The sequence below is a fragment of the Pseudomonas sp. GW821-FHT11D10 genome (assembly GCF_058808435.1).
The window spans coordinates 25,297-39,973 of sequence record NZ_JBXARR010000011.1 but is presented as its reverse complement, the minus strand read 5'-3'; the positions used below and the strand labels follow the sequence as shown (position 1 = coordinate 39,973).

The 14,677-nt window shown below is 62.7% G+C and carries 19 protein-coding genes; 6 read left to right on the top strand and 13 right to left on the bottom strand.

Annotated elements, in window-relative coordinates:
- Positions 1-129: 129 nt before the first annotated feature.
- Complete coding sequence (locus AC1RT4_RS26020) at positions 130-2,013, top strand: TonB-dependent receptor domain-containing protein (RefSeq protein WP_493088883.1); 1,884 nt, start codon at positions 130-132, stop codon at positions 2,011-2,013.
- On the opposite strand, the gene AC1RT4_RS26015 is transcribed toward AC1RT4_RS26020, so the two are convergent.
- The 12 genes from AC1RT4_RS26015 to nrdR all read right to left on the bottom strand — a co-directional run bounded on the left by AC1RT4_RS26015 (position 2,010) and on the right by nrdR (position 10,700).
- Positions 2,010-2,810 (bottom strand): cobalamin-binding protein, encoded by an 801-nt coding sequence (locus AC1RT4_RS26015; protein WP_493088882.1) that lies wholly within the window; start codon positions 2,808-2,810, stop codon positions 2,010-2,012. The genes AC1RT4_RS26020 and AC1RT4_RS26015 overlap by 4 nt on opposite strands.
- The gene (locus AC1RT4_RS26010; protein ID WP_493088881.1) at positions 2,810-3,229 is read right to left on the bottom strand and encodes an MFS transporter; all 420 of its coding nucleotides are present in this window, start codon (positions 3,227-3,229) and stop codon (positions 2,810-2,812) included. Before AC1RT4_RS26010 ends, AC1RT4_RS26015 begins: the two co-directional genes overlap by 1 nt.
- Positions 3,226-3,843, bottom strand: a complete 618-nt coding sequence (gene ribA, locus AC1RT4_RS26005; protein WP_007955551.1) for a GTP cyclohydrolase II — start codon at positions 3,841-3,843, stop codon at positions 3,226-3,228. Before ribA ends, AC1RT4_RS26010 begins: the two co-directional genes overlap by 4 nt.
- Before the next feature lie 133 nt (positions 3,844-3,976).
- On the bottom strand, positions 3,977-4,702 hold the full coding sequence (locus AC1RT4_RS26000; protein WP_493088880.1) for a substrate-binding periplasmic protein: 726 nt from the start codon (positions 4,700-4,702) through the stop codon (positions 3,977-3,979).
- 28 nt (positions 4,703-4,730) lie between these two features.
- A complete protein-coding gene (locus AC1RT4_RS25995) occupies positions 4,731-5,234 on the bottom strand; it encodes a phosphatidylglycerophosphatase A family protein (protein WP_007910933.1) in 504 nt (167 codons plus the stop codon).
- Positions 5,231-6,196 carry a thiamine-phosphate kinase gene (gene thiL, locus AC1RT4_RS25990; RefSeq protein ID WP_493088877.1) on the bottom strand — a complete coding sequence of 322 codons (966 nt, stop codon included), beginning with the start codon at positions 6,194-6,196 and terminating at the stop codon, positions 5,231-5,233. The genes AC1RT4_RS25995 and thiL overlap by 4 nt, the downstream gene beginning before the upstream one ends.
- 26 nt (positions 6,197-6,222) lie before the next feature.
- Complete coding sequence (nusB, locus tag AC1RT4_RS25985) at positions 6,223-6,723, bottom strand: transcription antitermination factor NusB (protein WP_007955566.1); 501 nt, start codon at positions 6,721-6,723, stop codon at positions 6,223-6,225.
- Entirely contained in the window at positions 6,720-7,196 is a 477-nt protein-coding gene (gene ribH / locus AC1RT4_RS25980; protein ID WP_003228649.1) for a 6,7-dimethyl-8-ribityllumazine synthase, read from the bottom strand. Before ribH ends, nusB begins: the two co-directional genes overlap by 4 nt.
- 91 nt (positions 7,197-7,287) lie before the next feature.
- Positions 7,288-8,379 carry a bifunctional 3,4-dihydroxy-2-butanone-4-phosphate synthase/GTP cyclohydrolase II gene (gene ribBA / locus AC1RT4_RS25975; protein WP_065259547.1) on the bottom strand — a complete coding sequence of 364 codons (1,092 nt, stop codon included), beginning with the start codon at positions 8,377-8,379 and terminating at the stop codon, positions 7,288-7,290.
- 16 nt (positions 8,380-8,395) lie between these two features.
- Complete coding sequence (locus AC1RT4_RS25970) at positions 8,396-9,058, bottom strand: riboflavin synthase (RefSeq protein WP_493088875.1); 663 nt, start codon at positions 9,056-9,058, stop codon at positions 8,396-8,398.
- A gap of 47 nt (positions 9,059-9,105) precedes the next feature.
- The gene (gene ribD, locus AC1RT4_RS25965) at positions 9,106-10,239 is read right to left on the bottom strand and encodes a bifunctional diaminohydroxyphosphoribosylaminopyrimidine deaminase/5-amino-6-(5-phosphoribosylamino)uracil reductase RibD (protein ID WP_493088873.1); all 1,134 of its coding nucleotides are present in this window, start codon (positions 10,237-10,239) and stop codon (positions 9,106-9,108) included.
- Positions 10,236-10,700: a transcriptional regulator NrdR gene (gene nrdR / locus AC1RT4_RS25960; protein WP_003228656.1), complete on the bottom strand. Its 465-nt coding sequence runs from the start codon at positions 10,698-10,700 to the stop codon at positions 10,236-10,238. Before nrdR ends, ribD begins: the two co-directional genes overlap by 4 nt.
- Positions 10,701-10,828: 128 nt before the next feature.
- On the opposite strand from nrdR, the gene AC1RT4_RS25955 reads away from it, so the two are divergent.
- The 3 genes from AC1RT4_RS25955 to trxA are packed head-to-tail and all read left to right on the top strand — an operon-like array spanning position 10,829 to position 12,858.
- A complete protein-coding gene (locus AC1RT4_RS25955; RefSeq protein ID WP_273897666.1) occupies positions 10,829-11,293 on the top strand; it encodes a YbaY family lipoprotein in 465 nt (154 codons plus the stop codon).
- Entirely contained in the window at positions 11,290-11,946 is a 657-nt protein-coding gene (locus tag AC1RT4_RS25950) for a class I SAM-dependent methyltransferase (RefSeq protein WP_085747612.1), read from the top strand. Before AC1RT4_RS25955 ends, AC1RT4_RS25950 begins: the two co-directional genes overlap by 4 nt.
- Positions 11,947-11,985: 39 nt before the next feature.
- On the top strand, positions 11,986-12,858 hold the full coding sequence (gene trxA / locus AC1RT4_RS25945) for a thioredoxin (RefSeq protein WP_493088870.1): 873 nt from the start codon (positions 11,986-11,988) through the stop codon (positions 12,856-12,858).
- A 4-nt stretch (positions 12,859-12,862) separates the two neighbouring features.
- Here the strand turns inward: trxA and AC1RT4_RS25940 are convergent, their stop codons facing one another.
- Positions 12,863-13,222 carry a hypothetical protein gene (locus AC1RT4_RS25940; protein ID WP_492620790.1) on the bottom strand — a complete coding sequence of 120 codons (360 nt, stop codon included), beginning with the start codon at positions 13,220-13,222 and terminating at the stop codon, positions 12,863-12,865.
- Positions 13,223-13,357: 135 nt separating this feature from the next.
- On the opposite strand from AC1RT4_RS25940, the gene AC1RT4_RS25935 reads away from it, so the two are divergent.
- Positions 13,358-13,951, top strand: a complete 594-nt coding sequence (locus AC1RT4_RS25935) for a DUF2796 domain-containing protein (RefSeq protein ID WP_007955585.1) — start codon at positions 13,358-13,360, stop codon at positions 13,949-13,951.
- A gap of 14 nt (positions 13,952-13,965) precedes the next feature.
- A complete protein-coding gene (locus AC1RT4_RS25930; RefSeq protein WP_011336144.1) occupies positions 13,966-14,676 on the top strand; it encodes an ABC transporter ATP-binding protein in 711 nt (236 codons plus the stop codon).
- Position 14,677: the final 1 nt, after the last annotated feature.

Genomic DNA, 14,677 nt, shown 5'->3' with positions numbered 1-14,677 from the left:
GCCCGCGATGAGGTCGGCACAGTCAACATTGATGTTGGATGTACCGACGCCATCGCGGGCAAGCCCGCTCCCACAGTGTTTTGTGTCGCTAGAAATTTTGTAAACACCAGAAATACCAACGGAATACCGATGAACCTCTCGCGCCTCGCCCTGCCCCTCCTGCTGCTGCCCTCCGCCAATGCCCTCGCCGACAATTTCAAACGCGATCAGGCCCTGAAGCTGCCGGACGTGCTGATCAGCGCCAACCGTCAGGTCGAAGCCCGCAACGACAGCAGTGCCGCCAACACCGTGTTCACCCGCGAAGACATCGAGCGCCTGCAACCGCGCAGCGTCACTGATCTGCTGCAACGGGTACCGGGCGTACAAGTGGCGCAAACCGGCGGACGCGGCAGCCTGCCGGGGATCTACATTCGCGGCACGCAATCGGCGCAGAGCCTGGTGCTGGTCGATGGCCAGCGCATCGGCAACTCGACGTCCGGCGACAGCAACCTGCAACACCTCAACATCGAGCAGATCGAGCGGGTCGAAGTTTTGCGCGGTTCGCGTTCGGTGATTTACGGCAGCGATGCGATTGGCGGGGTGATCCAAATCTTCACCCGGCGGGGTGGCGAGCAAGGCTTGCAGCCTCGGATGCATGTCGGATTCGGCAGCAACCAGACCTGGGAGCGCAGTGTCGGTCTGTCCGGAGGTGATGAGAAAACACGTTTCAACCTCGGCGCCAGCCTCGATGAAACCGCCGGCCTCGACCGCACCCACGAGTCGTATCCCAGCGACAGCGATCATGACGCCTACCGCAACAAATCCATCAGCCTGAGCCTCAGCCACGCGCTGACCGATGACATCGAAGTCGGCGCCAACCTGCTGGATAACCGTGGCAAAAGCGAGTTCGACAACCCGTTCGGGCGCTTCGACCCGGTGACCTTCGACTCTGTGCAGCAGCAACCGTACAGCGATTTCACCGTCAGCAGTTTCAGCAGCTACATCGACGCACGGATCAACGAGCGCTGGAAGTCGCGCCTGGAACTCGGCCACAGCGAAAACCGCGAGAAGTCCTTCGACAAGCTCAGCGACGAGCGCTCGGTGTTCAACACCTACCGTGATTCGGTGACCTGGCAGAACGACCTGACCCTCGATGCGCGCAACAGCCTGATCCTTGGCGGCGACTGGTACGAAGACCGGGTCAACAGCAGCACCGCGTTCGACGAAGACAGCCGCTGGAATCGCGCAGCCTTTATCCAGCATCGCTTCCAGGCCGACAGCTTCTCCACCGAACTGGGTCTGCGTCGTGACGACAACCAGCAATTCGGCGGCCAGAACAGTTGGAGCGGCACGCTGACATTGCCGGTTAACCCGGACAACGATCTGCTGCTCAGCTACAGCGAAGGCTTTCGCGCGCCGACCTTCAACGATCTGTATTACCCGGATTTCAGCAACCCCGACCTGAAACCGGAAACCTCGAAAAGCTACGAGCTGCAGTGGCGCAGCCAGTTGAGCGACAGCACTCGCCTCGAAGCCTCGCTGTACCGGACCGATCTGGAAGACGCGATCATCTTCGGCAGCAACTCACGCCCGGAAAACGTCGCCTCGGCGCGAATCAACGGTTTCGAAGCAGCGCTGAAACAGGAGCTGTTCGGCTGGCAGAGCAACCTCGGCGTGGCGATCATCGATCCCCGCGACCGCGACACCGGCCACACCCTGGCACGTCGTGCCCGTCGCACCTTGAGCTGGGATCTGGATCGACAGTTCGATCGCCTTGGCCTCGGCGCCAGTTGGCAGGCCGTCAGCAGCAGTTATGACGATCTGAACAATCAGCAACCACTGGGTGGTTATGCACTGCTCGGACTGCGCAGCAGCTGGGCGCTGAACCGCGAGATCAAACTGGATTTCAAGGTCGATAACCTGCTGGACAAGGGTTACAGCCGTGCGCTGTACAGCCATGACGGCAGTCAGTATGGCTATCGCGAAGAAGGTCGGGCGTTCATGTTCGGGGTGACCTGGACGCCGCAGCTCTAACGATCTGGCGCAATCAGCTGGCAGAGCTTTGCGGTCGCCTCGATCATCTGCCCGCTGGGGCGCTCCAGACCTTTATCGGTCACCAGCAGCAATTGCCGATGCTTCACCGCTGCCACTTGTGGCCAGGCGTTCCACGCATCCAGTTGCGGCTGATCGCCGGCCAGAATCACTTCGGGATCACGCTGTAAAACCGCTTCGATGCTCACCTGCGGCGCCGGCAGGCTCAGGTCGCCGAACACATTGCGCGCGCCGCACACTTCAAGCGCATCGCTGATGATCTGCCCGCCGCCGACGGTGTACAGAGGCTTGTCCCAGACCTGGTAGAACACCCGCAACGGCGATTCACGGTGGTAGCGCTGGCGCAGCTTATCGAGGTTTTGCCGCAACTCGCTGGCCCGCGCGACCCCACGCTCAGGACGACCAAGCTGTGTCGCGATGGCTTCAATCTGCGCGGTCAGCTGTTCGAGGCTGTGGGGCTCTGCAACGAAAGTAGGGATGTTCAGGCGTTTGAGCTGATCGCGCTGAGCCGGGCCGACACTGCCGGGCCACAACAGCAACAGGTCAGGTTTGAGGCTGAGCAGCCGTTCCATGTCGAGCTGGCCGTAACGGCCCACCGAAGGCACGTCCTTTATCGCAGATGGCCGCTCACCGGCATCCAGCACGCCGACCAGCAGATCCGCCGAATCCAGTTCAACCACGATTTCAGACAGGGATGGCGCGAGGCTGACCACACGCAGGGCGGCCAGCGTTTCACCGCTGACGGCCAGCAGCAGAACCGCCAGCCAGAGACGACGCATCAAGCGAGTTGACGCGGGATACGGTAGAGGTAGAACAGCACCGCCGTGGACAGCGCCAGCAAGATCAGCGGCACCGCTTCAAGGCCGACAAATACCGCCAGCGCGCCAATCCATGCCGGCAGCGCCGCGACGACGAACGCGCTGCGAAGGCAGGCCGCCAGGGCGATCCAGGCAGCGGGTTCTTCAGGGGTATCGAGGGCTTTTTGCGTGGCGATCAGCGCATGTTTGTAGCGCCCGAAAAACTTCAAGCTGACAAACATCGAGGCCACGCCAGCGATAAAGAAAGGCATTGCCAGCACCGGCAGAATTGCCTCGCCCTGGCCGAACACAGCGTTGATCACGAACAGCGGCACCAGTGCCAGCGCCAGGTATTTCCACCAGGCGATCGACAGACGGCGCCGCACTTGCCCGCGGGTCACGCCCGGTCTACCTCGCCCTGATGCTCGTTGCCCATCATGTGGTCGAGCTTGCTGGCCTTGGTCGCCAGATAGAGTTTGTTGTGCGGGTTGTGGCCGGTGTGCAGCGGCACGCGCTCGGCGACGACGATACCCATGTCGGTCAAGGCTTTGACCTTGCGCGGGTTGTTGGTCATCAGGCGCAGGGATTTGACGCCCAGATGCTCGAGCATCGGCAGGCACATGGCGTAGTCACGCTGGTCGGCGGCAAAGCCCAGACGCTCGTTGGCTTCAACGGTGTCGGCGCCGCCATCCTGCAATTCGTAGGCACGGATCTTGTTCAAAAGACCGATACCGCGCCCTTCCTGACGCAGGTACAGCAACACGCCACGGCCTTCACGAGCGATGGCCTTGAGGGCGCCTTCGAGTTGCGAACCGCAGTCGCAACGCTGGCTGAACAAGGCATCGCCGGTCAGGCATTCGGAGTGCAGACGGCCGAGTACCGGGGCACCGTCGGCAATCTCACCCAGGCTCAGCACAACGTGCTCGCGGCCGGTGGCTTCATCGAGAAAACCGTGCATGGTGAATTGCGCAAAAGGCGTTGGCAGCTTGGAAGCGGCGACAAAAACGACAGGCACCGGTGTGCTCCTGATCTGAAAAGTCTGAAGATTCGCTGGGCGGCATTGTAACAGCAGGTTCCCGCAGGCGCTTAGGCTGAATTATCGGCCATAACGATCAAAAAGTTTGATAACAGGCTCGCCCTTATCGCGTTCATTCGAAGGGATACGGTTGCTTCCAGCGCTCGAAGATCGGCTTCAACTCGCCGCTTTTCACCAGTTGCTCCATGCGCTGGTCGTAGATCGACATCAGTGCGCGGGCTTGCGGAGTGTCGGCGAAACCGAGGTACAGCGGCAATTCCGCCAGATGTGAATAACGGTACTGCGACGGATCGGCGGCGTTTCTCACCACCGCCTCGATTTCCGTCAACGCATCAATGTAGTAATCCGCCCGCCCCTGCTTGAGCATCGACAGGATGCCGGTGCGGCGCTCGATCTGGTTGAAGCGTTTGACGTTCGGCAGGTAGGTTTCGTAGCGATAGCCGCGCACCCAGGCCAGTCGGTATTTGCCCAGCGTCGCCTGGGTCGGCGAAGGATTGCTGGCCAGACCGAGCGCGTAGATGTGGTCGGAATCGAAATTCCATTTCGGGTACAGCACCTGCTCGGCTTCACCGCGATAGGAGCCGACCAGTGCGTCGGCTTCCTTCAACTGCACCAAACCCACCGAGCGGGTGTAGGGCACAGTGCGAATATCCAGGGTCACGCCGGCCGGCTCGAACACTTTGCGCAACACATCCCAGCCCAGGCCATGACCGTCAGCGGCGGTGTAGTCTTCCCACTCTTCGCTGGCCAGGTGAATGACCGACGGCGCTGCGTCCTGTGCCTGGGCCATGGCGCCAAGCAAGGTCAAAACCACTATCGCCAACCAGCGTCGAGTCATCCCTGTGTCCCTCATCCACGCCTGGAAATCAGGCGAAAATCCACACCAGTCCCTGCATCGCCAGCCAGGCGAACACGCCGGCCAGCACGTCGTCGAGCATGATGCCGACGCCGCCGTGAACATGCCGGTCGATCCAGCGGATCGGCCACGGCTTGAGAATGTCGAAGAAGCGGAACACCAGGAACCCGGCGAGCAACCAGTACCAGCCTTCCGGCACCAGCCACAGGGTGATCCACATCCCGACCATTTCGTCCCAGACGATGCCTTCGTGGTCGTGCACCCGCAGATCGTCGGCCACTTTGCCGCACAGCCAGAAGCCGAACAGCATGGTGATTCCGAGCATCAGCCAGTAACCCCAGTCGGGCAGCATCTGCCACAACGGGATAAAGGGTAGCGCAACTAACGAGCCCCAGGTGCCCGGCGCCTTGGGCAAGGTGCCCGAGCCGAAGCCGAACGCGAGAAAATGCCAGGGATTGCGCCAGACCGACGGCGGAACGAATTCGGCCGGAACCTGTTTCGGGTGATCTGTCACGGTGACTCCTGAAAATGTTGATAACCCCGGATTTGCGGGGTGATGTCGTGCCCGTCGCGATCCAGCAGCACCACGCCCTGACCCTGCGTCACGCGGCCGATCACATGGATCGGCCAGCCATCGGCGAGCAGCGCCGGCAACTCGACGGACGGCAAGGTGAAAGCCAGCACGTAATCATCGCCGCCGCTCAACGCCGCACGTTCGGCACCGCGCTGACCGAGAAACGCCACCAGCGCATCCGACAGCGGAACACGCTCGCGCTCGACTTCGAGGCTAACCTTCGAAGCCAGTGCGATGTGACCGCAATCGGCGAGCAGGCCATCGGAGATGTCCAGCGCCGAGGTGGCCTTGCCACGCAGGGCCTGACCGAGGGCGAGTTGCGGTTGCGGCGACCAGTAATGATCGAGCAGCGGCTGGGCGATGTGAGGCTCGGCGTCACGCTGACCCAGCACCAGCGGCAAGGCCCCGGCGGCATTGCCTAGCTCACCGCCGACACACAGCAGATCGCCCGGTTGTGCGCCGCTGCGGGTCAGCGCTTTGCCGGCCGGGACGCGGCCGAACACGGTGACGGTCAGGCTCAACGGCCCGCGCGTCGTATCGCCGCCAACCAGTGCCACGCTGCAGCCCTGCGCCATGCGGTTCAAGCCGCGGGCATAGGCTTGCAGCCAATCGGCAGTCACCGTCGGCAGAGTCAGGGCAAGGGTAAAGGCGACGGGCATGGCGCCCATGGCAGCGAGGTCGCTGACCGCCACGGCCAGCGAGCGCTGACCGAGCAGAAACGGATCGCAGGGATCGGCGAAATGCACGCCGGCCACCAGCGTATCGGTGGAAACCGCCAGCTGTTCCCCGGAAGGAACCGCCAGCAAGGCGCAGTCATCGCCGATCCCCAGTGCAACGCCTTCGCCGCCCTGCGCACAAGGCGCGGCGGCGAAGAAATTGCGGATCAGCTCAAACTCGCCCATGGCTGAAAAAAGTGTTCAAGCGCCAATCAGCGCTTGAACGCCTTCACTTCAGCTTCACGCAGGCGCGGAGCCAGCTTGTCGAGCACGCCGTTGACGAACTTGTGGCCGTCGGTCGAACCGAACACCTTGGCCAGCTCGATACCTTCGTTGATCACAACGCGGTACGGCACGTCGACGCGCTTGAGCAGTTCCCAGGTGGACAGGCGCAGAACTGCCAGTTCAACCGGGTCCAGCTCTTCGATCGCCAGGTCCAGGCAAGGCGTGAGCGCGTTGTCGATTTCGGTCTTGAACTGCGGAACCCCGTGCAGGATTTCGCGGAAGTAAGCACCGTCGACATCGGTGAAATCGTTATCGACCCGGAACTGCGCTTCGATCTCGTTCAACGACTGCCGAGCCATGTGCCACTGATACAGGGCCTGGGTCGCGAGCTGACGGGCTTCGCGGCGCTTGGCGCTTTTCGATGGCTTGCCGGCATCCGCAGGTTTCGGATCGCGCGGGTTGAAACGATCGCTTTCGTCGCTAATCACTTGGCCTCCAACTGCGCCAGCAGGCTGACCATTTCCAGAGCGGACAGGGCAGCTTCAGCACCTTTGTTGCCGGCCTTGGTGCCGGAACGTTCGATGGCTTGCTCGATGGAATCAACGGTCAGGACGCCGAAAGCGACCGGTACGCCGAACTCCATGGACACCTGGGCCAGGCCCTTGGTGCACTCGCCAGCCACGTATTCGAAGTGCGGAGTACCGCCACGAATGACCGCGCCCAGGGCGATGATTGCTGCGAACTCGCCTTTCTGGGCGACTTTCTGCGCAACCAGCGGGATTTCGAAGGCGCCAGGTGCGCGGATGATGGTGATGTCGCTTTCGCTCACGCCGTGGCGAACCAGGGCATCAACTGCACCGCTGACCAGGCTTTCAACCACGAAGCTGTTGAAGCGGCCCACTACCAAAGCGTAGCGGCCTTTAGGGGCGATGAAGGTACCTTCGATGGTCTTCAGGGTCATTCGTCAGATCTCTTAAAGAGCCGGGACGCGTCTGTTTCGCGTCCCTCAGTGATTTATTTGCCGCGAATTCGGAGCCGGAAACAACCGGTCATTATTCGGAGGGCACGTATTCTACAACTTCCAGATCGAAACCGGATATCGCATTGAACTTCATCGGCGCAGACATCAAGCGCATTTTGCGCACGCCGAGGTCACGCAGGATCTGCGAACCGGCACCGACGATGCTGTAGGTGGTCGGTTTTTTCACCGCCGCCTGATCGCCGGTTTCGCGGATGTGCGCCAGCAGCACGTCGCCATCCAGTGGGTGACCGAGCAACAGCACCACACCGCTGCCGGCCTCGGCGACCGCAGCCATGGCGGCGCGCAGGCTCCAGCGGCCCGGTTGTTTGACCATCAGCAGGTCGCGCAGCGGGTCCATGTTGTGCACCCGAACCAGGGTCGGTTCTTCGGCGCAAACGGTGCCCAGGGTCAGTGCCATGTGCACGTCGCCTTCCACGGAATCACGATAGGTCACCAGGTTGAATTGGCCCAGTTCGCTGTCCAGCGGCTGCTCGGCAATCCGCTGAACGGTACGTTCGTGGATCATCCGGTAGTGAATCAGGTCGGCGATGGTGCCGATCTTGATGTTGTGTTCAGCGGCGAAAGCTTCCAGTTCGGCGCGACGGGACATGGTGCCGTCATCGTTCATCACTTCGCAGATCACGCCGCTTGGCTCAAATCCGGCCATGCGCGCGAGGTCGCAGGCAGCTTCGGTGTGACCGGCGCGGGCCAGGGTGCCACCGGCCTGGGCCATCAGCGGGAAGATGTGGCCCGGGCTGACGATGTCTTCGGCTTTCGCGTCCTTCGCGGCGGCCGCTTGCACGGTGCGTGCGCGGTCAGCGGCGGAGATGCCGGTGGTCACGCCTTCGGCGGCTTCGATCGAGACGGTGAACTTGGTGCCGAAACCGGAACCGTTGCGTGGCGCCATCAGCGGCAGCTTCAGGGTTTCGCAGCGCTCGCGGCTCATCGGCATGCAGATCAGGCCACGGGCGTGCTTGGCCATGAAGTTGATGTGCTCGGCCTTGCAGCATTCGGCGGCCATGATCAGGTCGCCTTCGTTCTCGCGGTCTTCGTCATCCATGAGGATGACCATCTTGCCTTGGCGGATGTCTTCAACCAGTTCTTCGATGCTATTGAGCGCCACAAGGCACCCCCTTCAGTCAGGATTTGAGGTAGCCGTTGGCGGCCAGAAAGCTTTCAGTGATGCCACCGGACGTTGGCTCTGCAGCCTTGTCGCCCAACAGCAGACGCTCGAGATAACGCGCCAGCAGGTCGACTTCCAGGTTCACCCGACGACCTGGCTTGTACGACGCCATGATGGTTTCGCTCAGGGTGTGCGGAATGATCGTCAGCAGGAATTCAGCGCCATCGACCGCGTTCACGGTCAGGCTGGTGCCGTCGACGGTGATCGAGCCTTTGTGGGCGATGTACTTCGCCAGCTCATTCGGCGCGCGGATGCGAAATTCCACGGCGCGGGCATTGTCGCTGCGCGAAACCACTTCGCCGACACCGTCGACGTGACCGCTGACCAGATGGCCGCCGAGACGGGTGGTCGGGGTCAGGGCTTTTTCCAGGTTGACCGGGCTGCCGCTTTTCAGGTCATTCATGGCGGTGCAGTCGAGGGTTTCGCGACTGACGTCGGCGGCGAAGCCGTTGCCCGGCAGTTCAACCGCGGTCAGGCACACGCCGTTGACCGCGATGCTGTCGCCGAGTTTGACGTCGCTCAGGTCGAGCTTGCCGGTTTCGACATGCACCCGCACATCACCGCCCTTTGGGGTCAGTGCGCGGATACTGCCGATGGATTCGATGATGCCGGTAAACATGGGGTTCTCCTTGAGAACGAAGCCAGCGCTAACGCGATGGCCGGGAATTATACGCTCGCCGATGAGACAGGGATTGCAGTGACTCGCCAGTCATCGCCAACCGCGCGAATTTCAGTGATTTTCAGCTCCGGCGCATCCTTCATATAGGCTAGCGGCCAGTCCAGAAGCGGACGCGCCGTGGAGCCGAGGAACTTGCCGGCGATAAAAATCACGAACTCGTCGACCAGACCGAGCTGGGCAAATGCGCCGGCCAGTCGAGGACCGGCCTCGACCAGCACTTCATTGACGCCACGGTTGGCCAGTTCGATCAGCAATCGATGCAGATCGACCTGACCGTCATCGCCCGGCACGATCAGGCATTCCGGACCGTGGGCGTACTGTTCTTCGATGGCCACGCAGGTGGCGACCAGCGCCGGGCCGGCCTTGAAGAACGGCGCATCCAGCGGCACTCGCAGACGACCATCGATCAACACCCGCAGCGGCGGACGGCTCAGGGCCAGCGCGGTTTGTTCGGCATCCAGCCCCAGCTCTTCGCCGCGAACGGTCAGGCGAGCACCGTCGGCCAGCACCGTGTCGGCGCCGGTCAGCACCACGCTGGCCTGAGCGCGCAGACGCTGCACCGCCGCACGCGCGGCAGGGCCGGTGATCCATTGGCTCTCGCCGCTTTCCATCGCCGTGCGACCGTCAAGGCTCATGGCCAGCTTGACCCGCACGAACGGCAAGCCGTGTTCCATGCGCTTCAGAAAACCTTGATTGAGCTTGCGGGCTTCGGCCTCCAGCACACCGCTTTCGGTGGCGATGCCGGCATCGGCCAGACGCTGCAGACCGCGCCCGGCGACTTGTGGATTCGGATCACGCATCGCCGCGACCACCCGGCCAACACCGGCATTCACCAGCGCATCGGCGCACGGCGGCGTACGACCGTGGTGGCTGCAAGGTTCGAGGGTCACGTAAGCCGTGGCGCCCCGGGCCAGTTCACCGGCGGCGCGCAGGGCGTGGACTTCGGCATGAGGTTCGCCGGCACGTTCATGCCAGCCTTCGCCGACAATCTGCCCGTCACGCACGATCACGCAGCCAACCCGTGGATTGGGGTGCGTCGTGTAATGCCCCTTGCGCGCCAATTCCAGGGCCCGGGCCATGAAGTGGGCGTCGAGGATGGCCTGCTCGGCGGCGGTGGTCATTCTTTCACCGGTTCGCGGGCCAGGCGGTCGATCTCTTCGCGGAACTCGTTGAGGTCCTGGAAGCGGCGGTACACGGAAGCGAAACGGATGTAGGCGACTTCATCGAGCTTTTGCAGCTCGGCCATCACCAGTTCGCCGACCACGAGGGACTTGACCTCGCGCTCGCCGGTGGCGCGCAGCTTGTGCTTGATATGGACCAGCGAGGATTCGAGGCGCTCGACGCTCACCGGACGTTTCTCCAGGGCGCGCTGCATGCCGGCGCGGAGTTTTTCTTCGTCGAACGGTTGGCGGCTGCCGTCGGTTTTGATCAGGCGCGGCAACACCAGTTCGGCCGTCTCGAACGTCGTGAAACGTTCGCCGCAGGCCAGGCATTCACGCCGGCGGCGCACCTGTTCGCCCTCGGCGACCAGACGCGAGTCGATGACCTTGGTGTCGTTGGCACCGCAGAAGGGACAGTGCATGGTGGCTGGCAACAAAAAAAGGGAGGGCCATGGTAGCGCATCCCGGTGGCAAGACAAGCCATAGGCTTTGCGGTATACAGACTGCCATGATCGTTTGATCCATGGATTTCATTTTGCTGGAGCCGCCAATGTCCCTACGACCGCTCGTTTTGCTCAGTGTTTTCAGCCTGCTGGTGGCCTGTGGCAGCGATGCGCCCAAGCCTCAGCCGCCCACGCCGGGCCCGGCGCCGCAACAGGCGCAGAAAAAAGCCCGCGAAGCCGCCGACCTCGGCCCGCTGCCGGCCTATCAGCGCGAACTGAGCGGCACCCTGCAAGGCGTGCCGGCCGGTGCCGAAGTCGAACTGGCGCTGCTGGTGATCGACGCAAAAGATCGCCCGCAACAATTGCTCGCCAGTTCCAGCCTGATCGGCAACAACCAGATTCTGCCGTTCCACTTGCGCTTCAACCCCGAGGCTTTTCCGGCCGGGGCGCGGGTTGAACTGCGCGGCCGCGCCAGCCAGTCCGGCCAGCTGATCCTGCACCTGCCGTCGCAGACCATCACTCAGCCGACCACCCAGGCGCTGGGCCAGCTGCAATTTGTAAAAGCACCATGAATGCACCGTTAGACCTGCAACAGTCGCTGGGCGAATTGCTCGGCGACGCCCGACTGAAAGCCTGTGCGTTGCCGGACACCGATTTGCAGCTGTGGCTGATCGACGGCGACAACATGGCGCGCGAATTCAGCCAGGAAGAAACCCAACGAATCCTGCATGAGCCGCCGTACTGGAGTTTCTGCTGGGCCAGCGGTCTGGCGGTGGCGCGTTATCTGGCGGAGTTTCCCGAGTGGGTGCGAGGCAAGCGGGTGCTGGATTTCGGCGCCGGTTCCGGGATTGCCGGCATCGCGGCGGTGAAAGCCGGAGCGCTGGAGGTGGTGGCCTGCGACCTCGACCCGCTGGCGATTGCCGCCTGTCGGGCGAATGCCGAACTCAATGATGTGCAGATGAGCTATTCCACGGATTTCTTCGCCGAGGCGGATCGCTTCGATCTGATCCTGGTGGCCGACGTTCTTTACGATCGGGAAAACCTGCCGCTGCTCGATGCCTTCCTGAGCCGTGGCCGCGAAGCGCTGGTGGCGGATTCGCGGGTTCGGGATTTCCGTCATCCGTTGTACCGGCGCATCGAAATGCTCGAAGCCATGACCTTGCCTGATCTGGCCGAGCCCGAAGAGTTTCGCCATGTCAGCCTCTACCATGCGGCCCGCGCCTGACCGTATAGTTGCCCCATTCACGCTTTTACGAGATACCCCATGAGTCAGCAAACGCCGTACATCTTCGACGCCACGACGGCCGACTTCGACCAGTCGGTGATCGAGGCTTCCTTTCAAAAACCGGTGCTGGTGGATTTCTGGGCCGAATGGTGTGCGCCGTGCAAGGCGCTGATGCCGATGCTGCAAGGCATCGCCGAGAGCTATCAGGGCGAGTTGCTGCTGGCCAAGGTCAATTGCGATATCGAGCAGGACATCGTCGCGCGCTTCGGCATCCGCAGCCTGCCAACCGTGGTGCTGTTCAAGGACGGTCAACCGGTGGACGGCTTTGCCGGTGCGCAACCGGAATCCGCCGTGCGCGCCCTGCTTGAACCGCATGTGCAGATGCCGGTGCCGTCCGCCGCCGATCCGTTCGAACAGGCTCAGGCACTGTTTGACGAAGGCCGTTACGCCGACGCTGAAGCGACACTGGTTACGCTGCTGGGCGAAGACAACACCAACGCCAAGGCGCTGATCCTCTACGCTCGCTGCCTGACCGAACGCGGCGAGCTGGGCGAAGCGCAAACCGTGCTCGACGCGGTCAAGAGCGACGAGCACAAGGCTGCACTGGCCGGTGCCAAGGCGCAGATCAAGTTCCTTGGTCTGGCCCGCGACCTGCCGGACGCCGCCGACCTGAAGAGCCGTCTGGCGCAAAACCCGCAGGACGATGAAGCGGTGTATCAACTGGCGATCCAGCAACTGGCCCGTCAACAATACGAAGCGGCGCTGGACGCCCTGCTCAAGCTGTTCATCCGCAACCGCAGCTACGGCGAAGGCCTGCCACACAAGACCTTGCTGCAAGTGTTCGAACTGCTGGGCAACGATCACCCGCTGGTGACCGCTTACCGGCGCAAGGTGTTTGCGGCGCTGTACTAAGCGCCTACTCGATCCAGCTGTAGAGCGGCGTATCCCCGCCGCTCAGCACTTTCACATCGGATGAATGACGCAGGCGCACCAGCAAGCGCTTGCCCGCTGCCGCGCTGCCGGTCAGCCCTTCGAGCTGATCCAGCAATTCCGGCCCGCTGAGTTGTCCGGCCTTGCGCAACAGATCCCTGGCGACCTGCCACAACGCGTCATCCTGATTCACCGGTTTCGCCACAGGCGCCGCCGCTGCTGCCTGCGGCTGGGCCGTCTGCACCTGCACGCCAAACTGCGCACCGAGCCGCGCCCAGTCGCTTTCATCCAGTTCCAGGGTCAAATCCACCGGCAATTCGCCGACGGTTCCGCGTATCCGCAACATAAGCTTCGCTCCCGCACATTTCTGACCTGCATGCTCCCATGGGACTTGTGTAACGCCAAGCGGGCGGGCAAACTCTGCGCACTTTCGTTATAAGATTACATAACAAACTCTTCACTTTACTTCCCGGAGACCGCCATGCGTCGTCTGCTGCTCGCTTTGCCGTTTGCCCTGTTGCCGCTGGCCATCGCCCATGCCGCCGATGAGCATGATCACGACCATGAGCACGGCAGCCTCGGTGCCCACGAACATGGCGTCGGACGCCTGAACGCCGCCCTCGACGGCCAGACTCTGGAACTGGAGCTGGAAAGCCCGGCGATGAACCTCGTCGGTTTTGAGCACGTCGCCACCAGCGATGCCGACAAGGCCAAGGTCGCAGCCGCGCGTGCGCAGCTGGAAAAACCGCTGGCGCTGTTCAGCCTGCCGGCCGCCGCCGGTTGCAAAGTCACCAGCCAGGAACTGGAAAGCCCGCTGTTCGGCGACAAGCCGGATGCCGACGACCATGACGAAGAGGAAGCCGGCAAGGACGGTCACGAGCACCATCACGACCACAGCGAAATCCACGCCCACTACCAGTTCAGCTGTGCGGCGCCGGGTGCGTTGAAAACCCTGGATCTGGCGAACCTGTTCAACACCTTCCCGGCCACCCAGAAAATTCAGGTACAACTGATCAGCCCGAGCGGCCAGCAAGGCACGGAAGTGACGGCCAAGGCCGCCGCCCTGAAGTTCTGACACGAAACGGCGCCATGACCCAAGCACTCATCGAACTGTCCGACCTGGGCTTCAACTGGCCCGGCCACCCGCCGCTGCTGGACATCCCGGCGTTTCGCCTGGAGGCCGGCGAAACCCTGTTCCTCAAGGGCCCCAGCGGCAGCGGCAAGACCACCCTGCTCGGCCTGCTCGGCGGGGTGCAGAAACCCGGCCGCGGCAGCATTCGCCTGCTCGGCCAGGAACTGACCGACCTGGGTGCCGGCGCCCGTGATCGTTTTCGCGTCGATCACACCGGCTACATTTTCCAGCAGTTCAACCTGCTGCCGTTTCTCTCGGTGCGCGAGAACGTCGAACTGCCGTGCCACTTCTCGAAGCTGCGTGCCGAGCGTGCAAAACAGCGTCACGGCAGCGTAGATCAGGCCGCCGCCACCCTGCTTGCCCACCTGGGTCTGAAGGACGAAAGTATCCTGAGTCGCCGCGCCGATTCGCTGTCGATCGGTCAGCAACAGCGGGTCGCCGCGGCCCGTGCGTTGATCGGTCAGCCAGAACTGGTGATCGCCGACGAACCGACCTCGGCACTGGATTACGACGCCCGGGAAAACTTCATTCGCCTGCTGTTCGCCGAATGCCGCGAAGCCGGCTCGAGCCTGTTGTTCGTCAGCCACGACCAGAGCCTGGCGCCGCTGTTCGACCGTCACCTGTCCCTGGCCGAACTCAATCGCGCCGCCACGTCTGCCGAGGTCTGAG

Bases quoted from the DNA above. Each gene is read 5' to 3' on its own strand.
- AC1RT4_RS26020 (WP_493088883.1), top strand. From the start codon at position 130: ATGAACCTCTCGCGCCTCGCCCTGCCCCTCCTGCTGCTGCCCTCCGCC.
- AC1RT4_RS26015 (WP_493088882.1), bottom strand. From the start codon at position 2,810: ATGCGTCGTCTCTGGCTGGCGGTTCTGCTGCTGGCCGTCAGCGGTGAA.
- AC1RT4_RS26000 (WP_493088880.1), bottom strand. From the start codon at position 4,702: ATGACTCGACGCTGGTTGGCGATAGTGGTTTTGACCTTGCTTGGCGCC.
- thiL (WP_493088877.1), bottom strand. From the start codon at position 6,196: ATGGGCGAGTTTGAGCTGATCCGCAATTTCTTCGCCGCCGCGCCTTGT.
- ribH (WP_003228649.1), bottom strand. From the start codon at position 7,196: ATGACCCTGAAGACCATCGAAGGTACCTTCATCGCCCCTAAAGGCCGC.
- AC1RT4_RS25970 (WP_493088875.1), bottom strand. From the start codon at position 9,058: ATGTTTACCGGCATCATCGAATCCATCGGCAGTATCCGCGCACTGACC.
- ribD (WP_493088873.1), bottom strand. From the start codon at position 10,239: ATGACCACCGCCGCCGAGCAGGCCATCCTCGACGCCCACTTCATGGCC.
- nrdR (WP_003228656.1), bottom strand. From the start codon at position 10,700: ATGCACTGTCCCTTCTGCGGTGCCAACGACACCAAGGTCATCGACTCG.
- AC1RT4_RS25955 (WP_273897666.1), top strand. From the start codon at position 10,829: ATGTCCCTACGACCGCTCGTTTTGCTCAGTGTTTTCAGCCTGCTGGTG.
- AC1RT4_RS25950 (WP_085747612.1), top strand. From the start codon at position 11,290: ATGAATGCACCGTTAGACCTGCAACAGTCGCTGGGCGAATTGCTCGGC.
- trxA (WP_493088870.1), top strand. From the start codon at position 11,986: ATGAGTCAGCAAACGCCGTACATCTTCGACGCCACGACGGCCGACTTC.
- AC1RT4_RS25940 (WP_492620790.1), bottom strand. From the start codon at position 13,222: ATGTTGCGGATACGCGGAACCGTCGGCGAATTGCCGGTGGATTTGACC.
- AC1RT4_RS25935 (WP_007955585.1), top strand. From the start codon at position 13,358: ATGCGTCGTCTGCTGCTCGCTTTGCCGTTTGCCCTGTTGCCGCTGGCC.
- AC1RT4_RS25930 (WP_011336144.1), top strand. From the start codon at position 13,966: ATGACCCAAGCACTCATCGAACTGTCCGACCTGGGCTTCAACTGGCCC.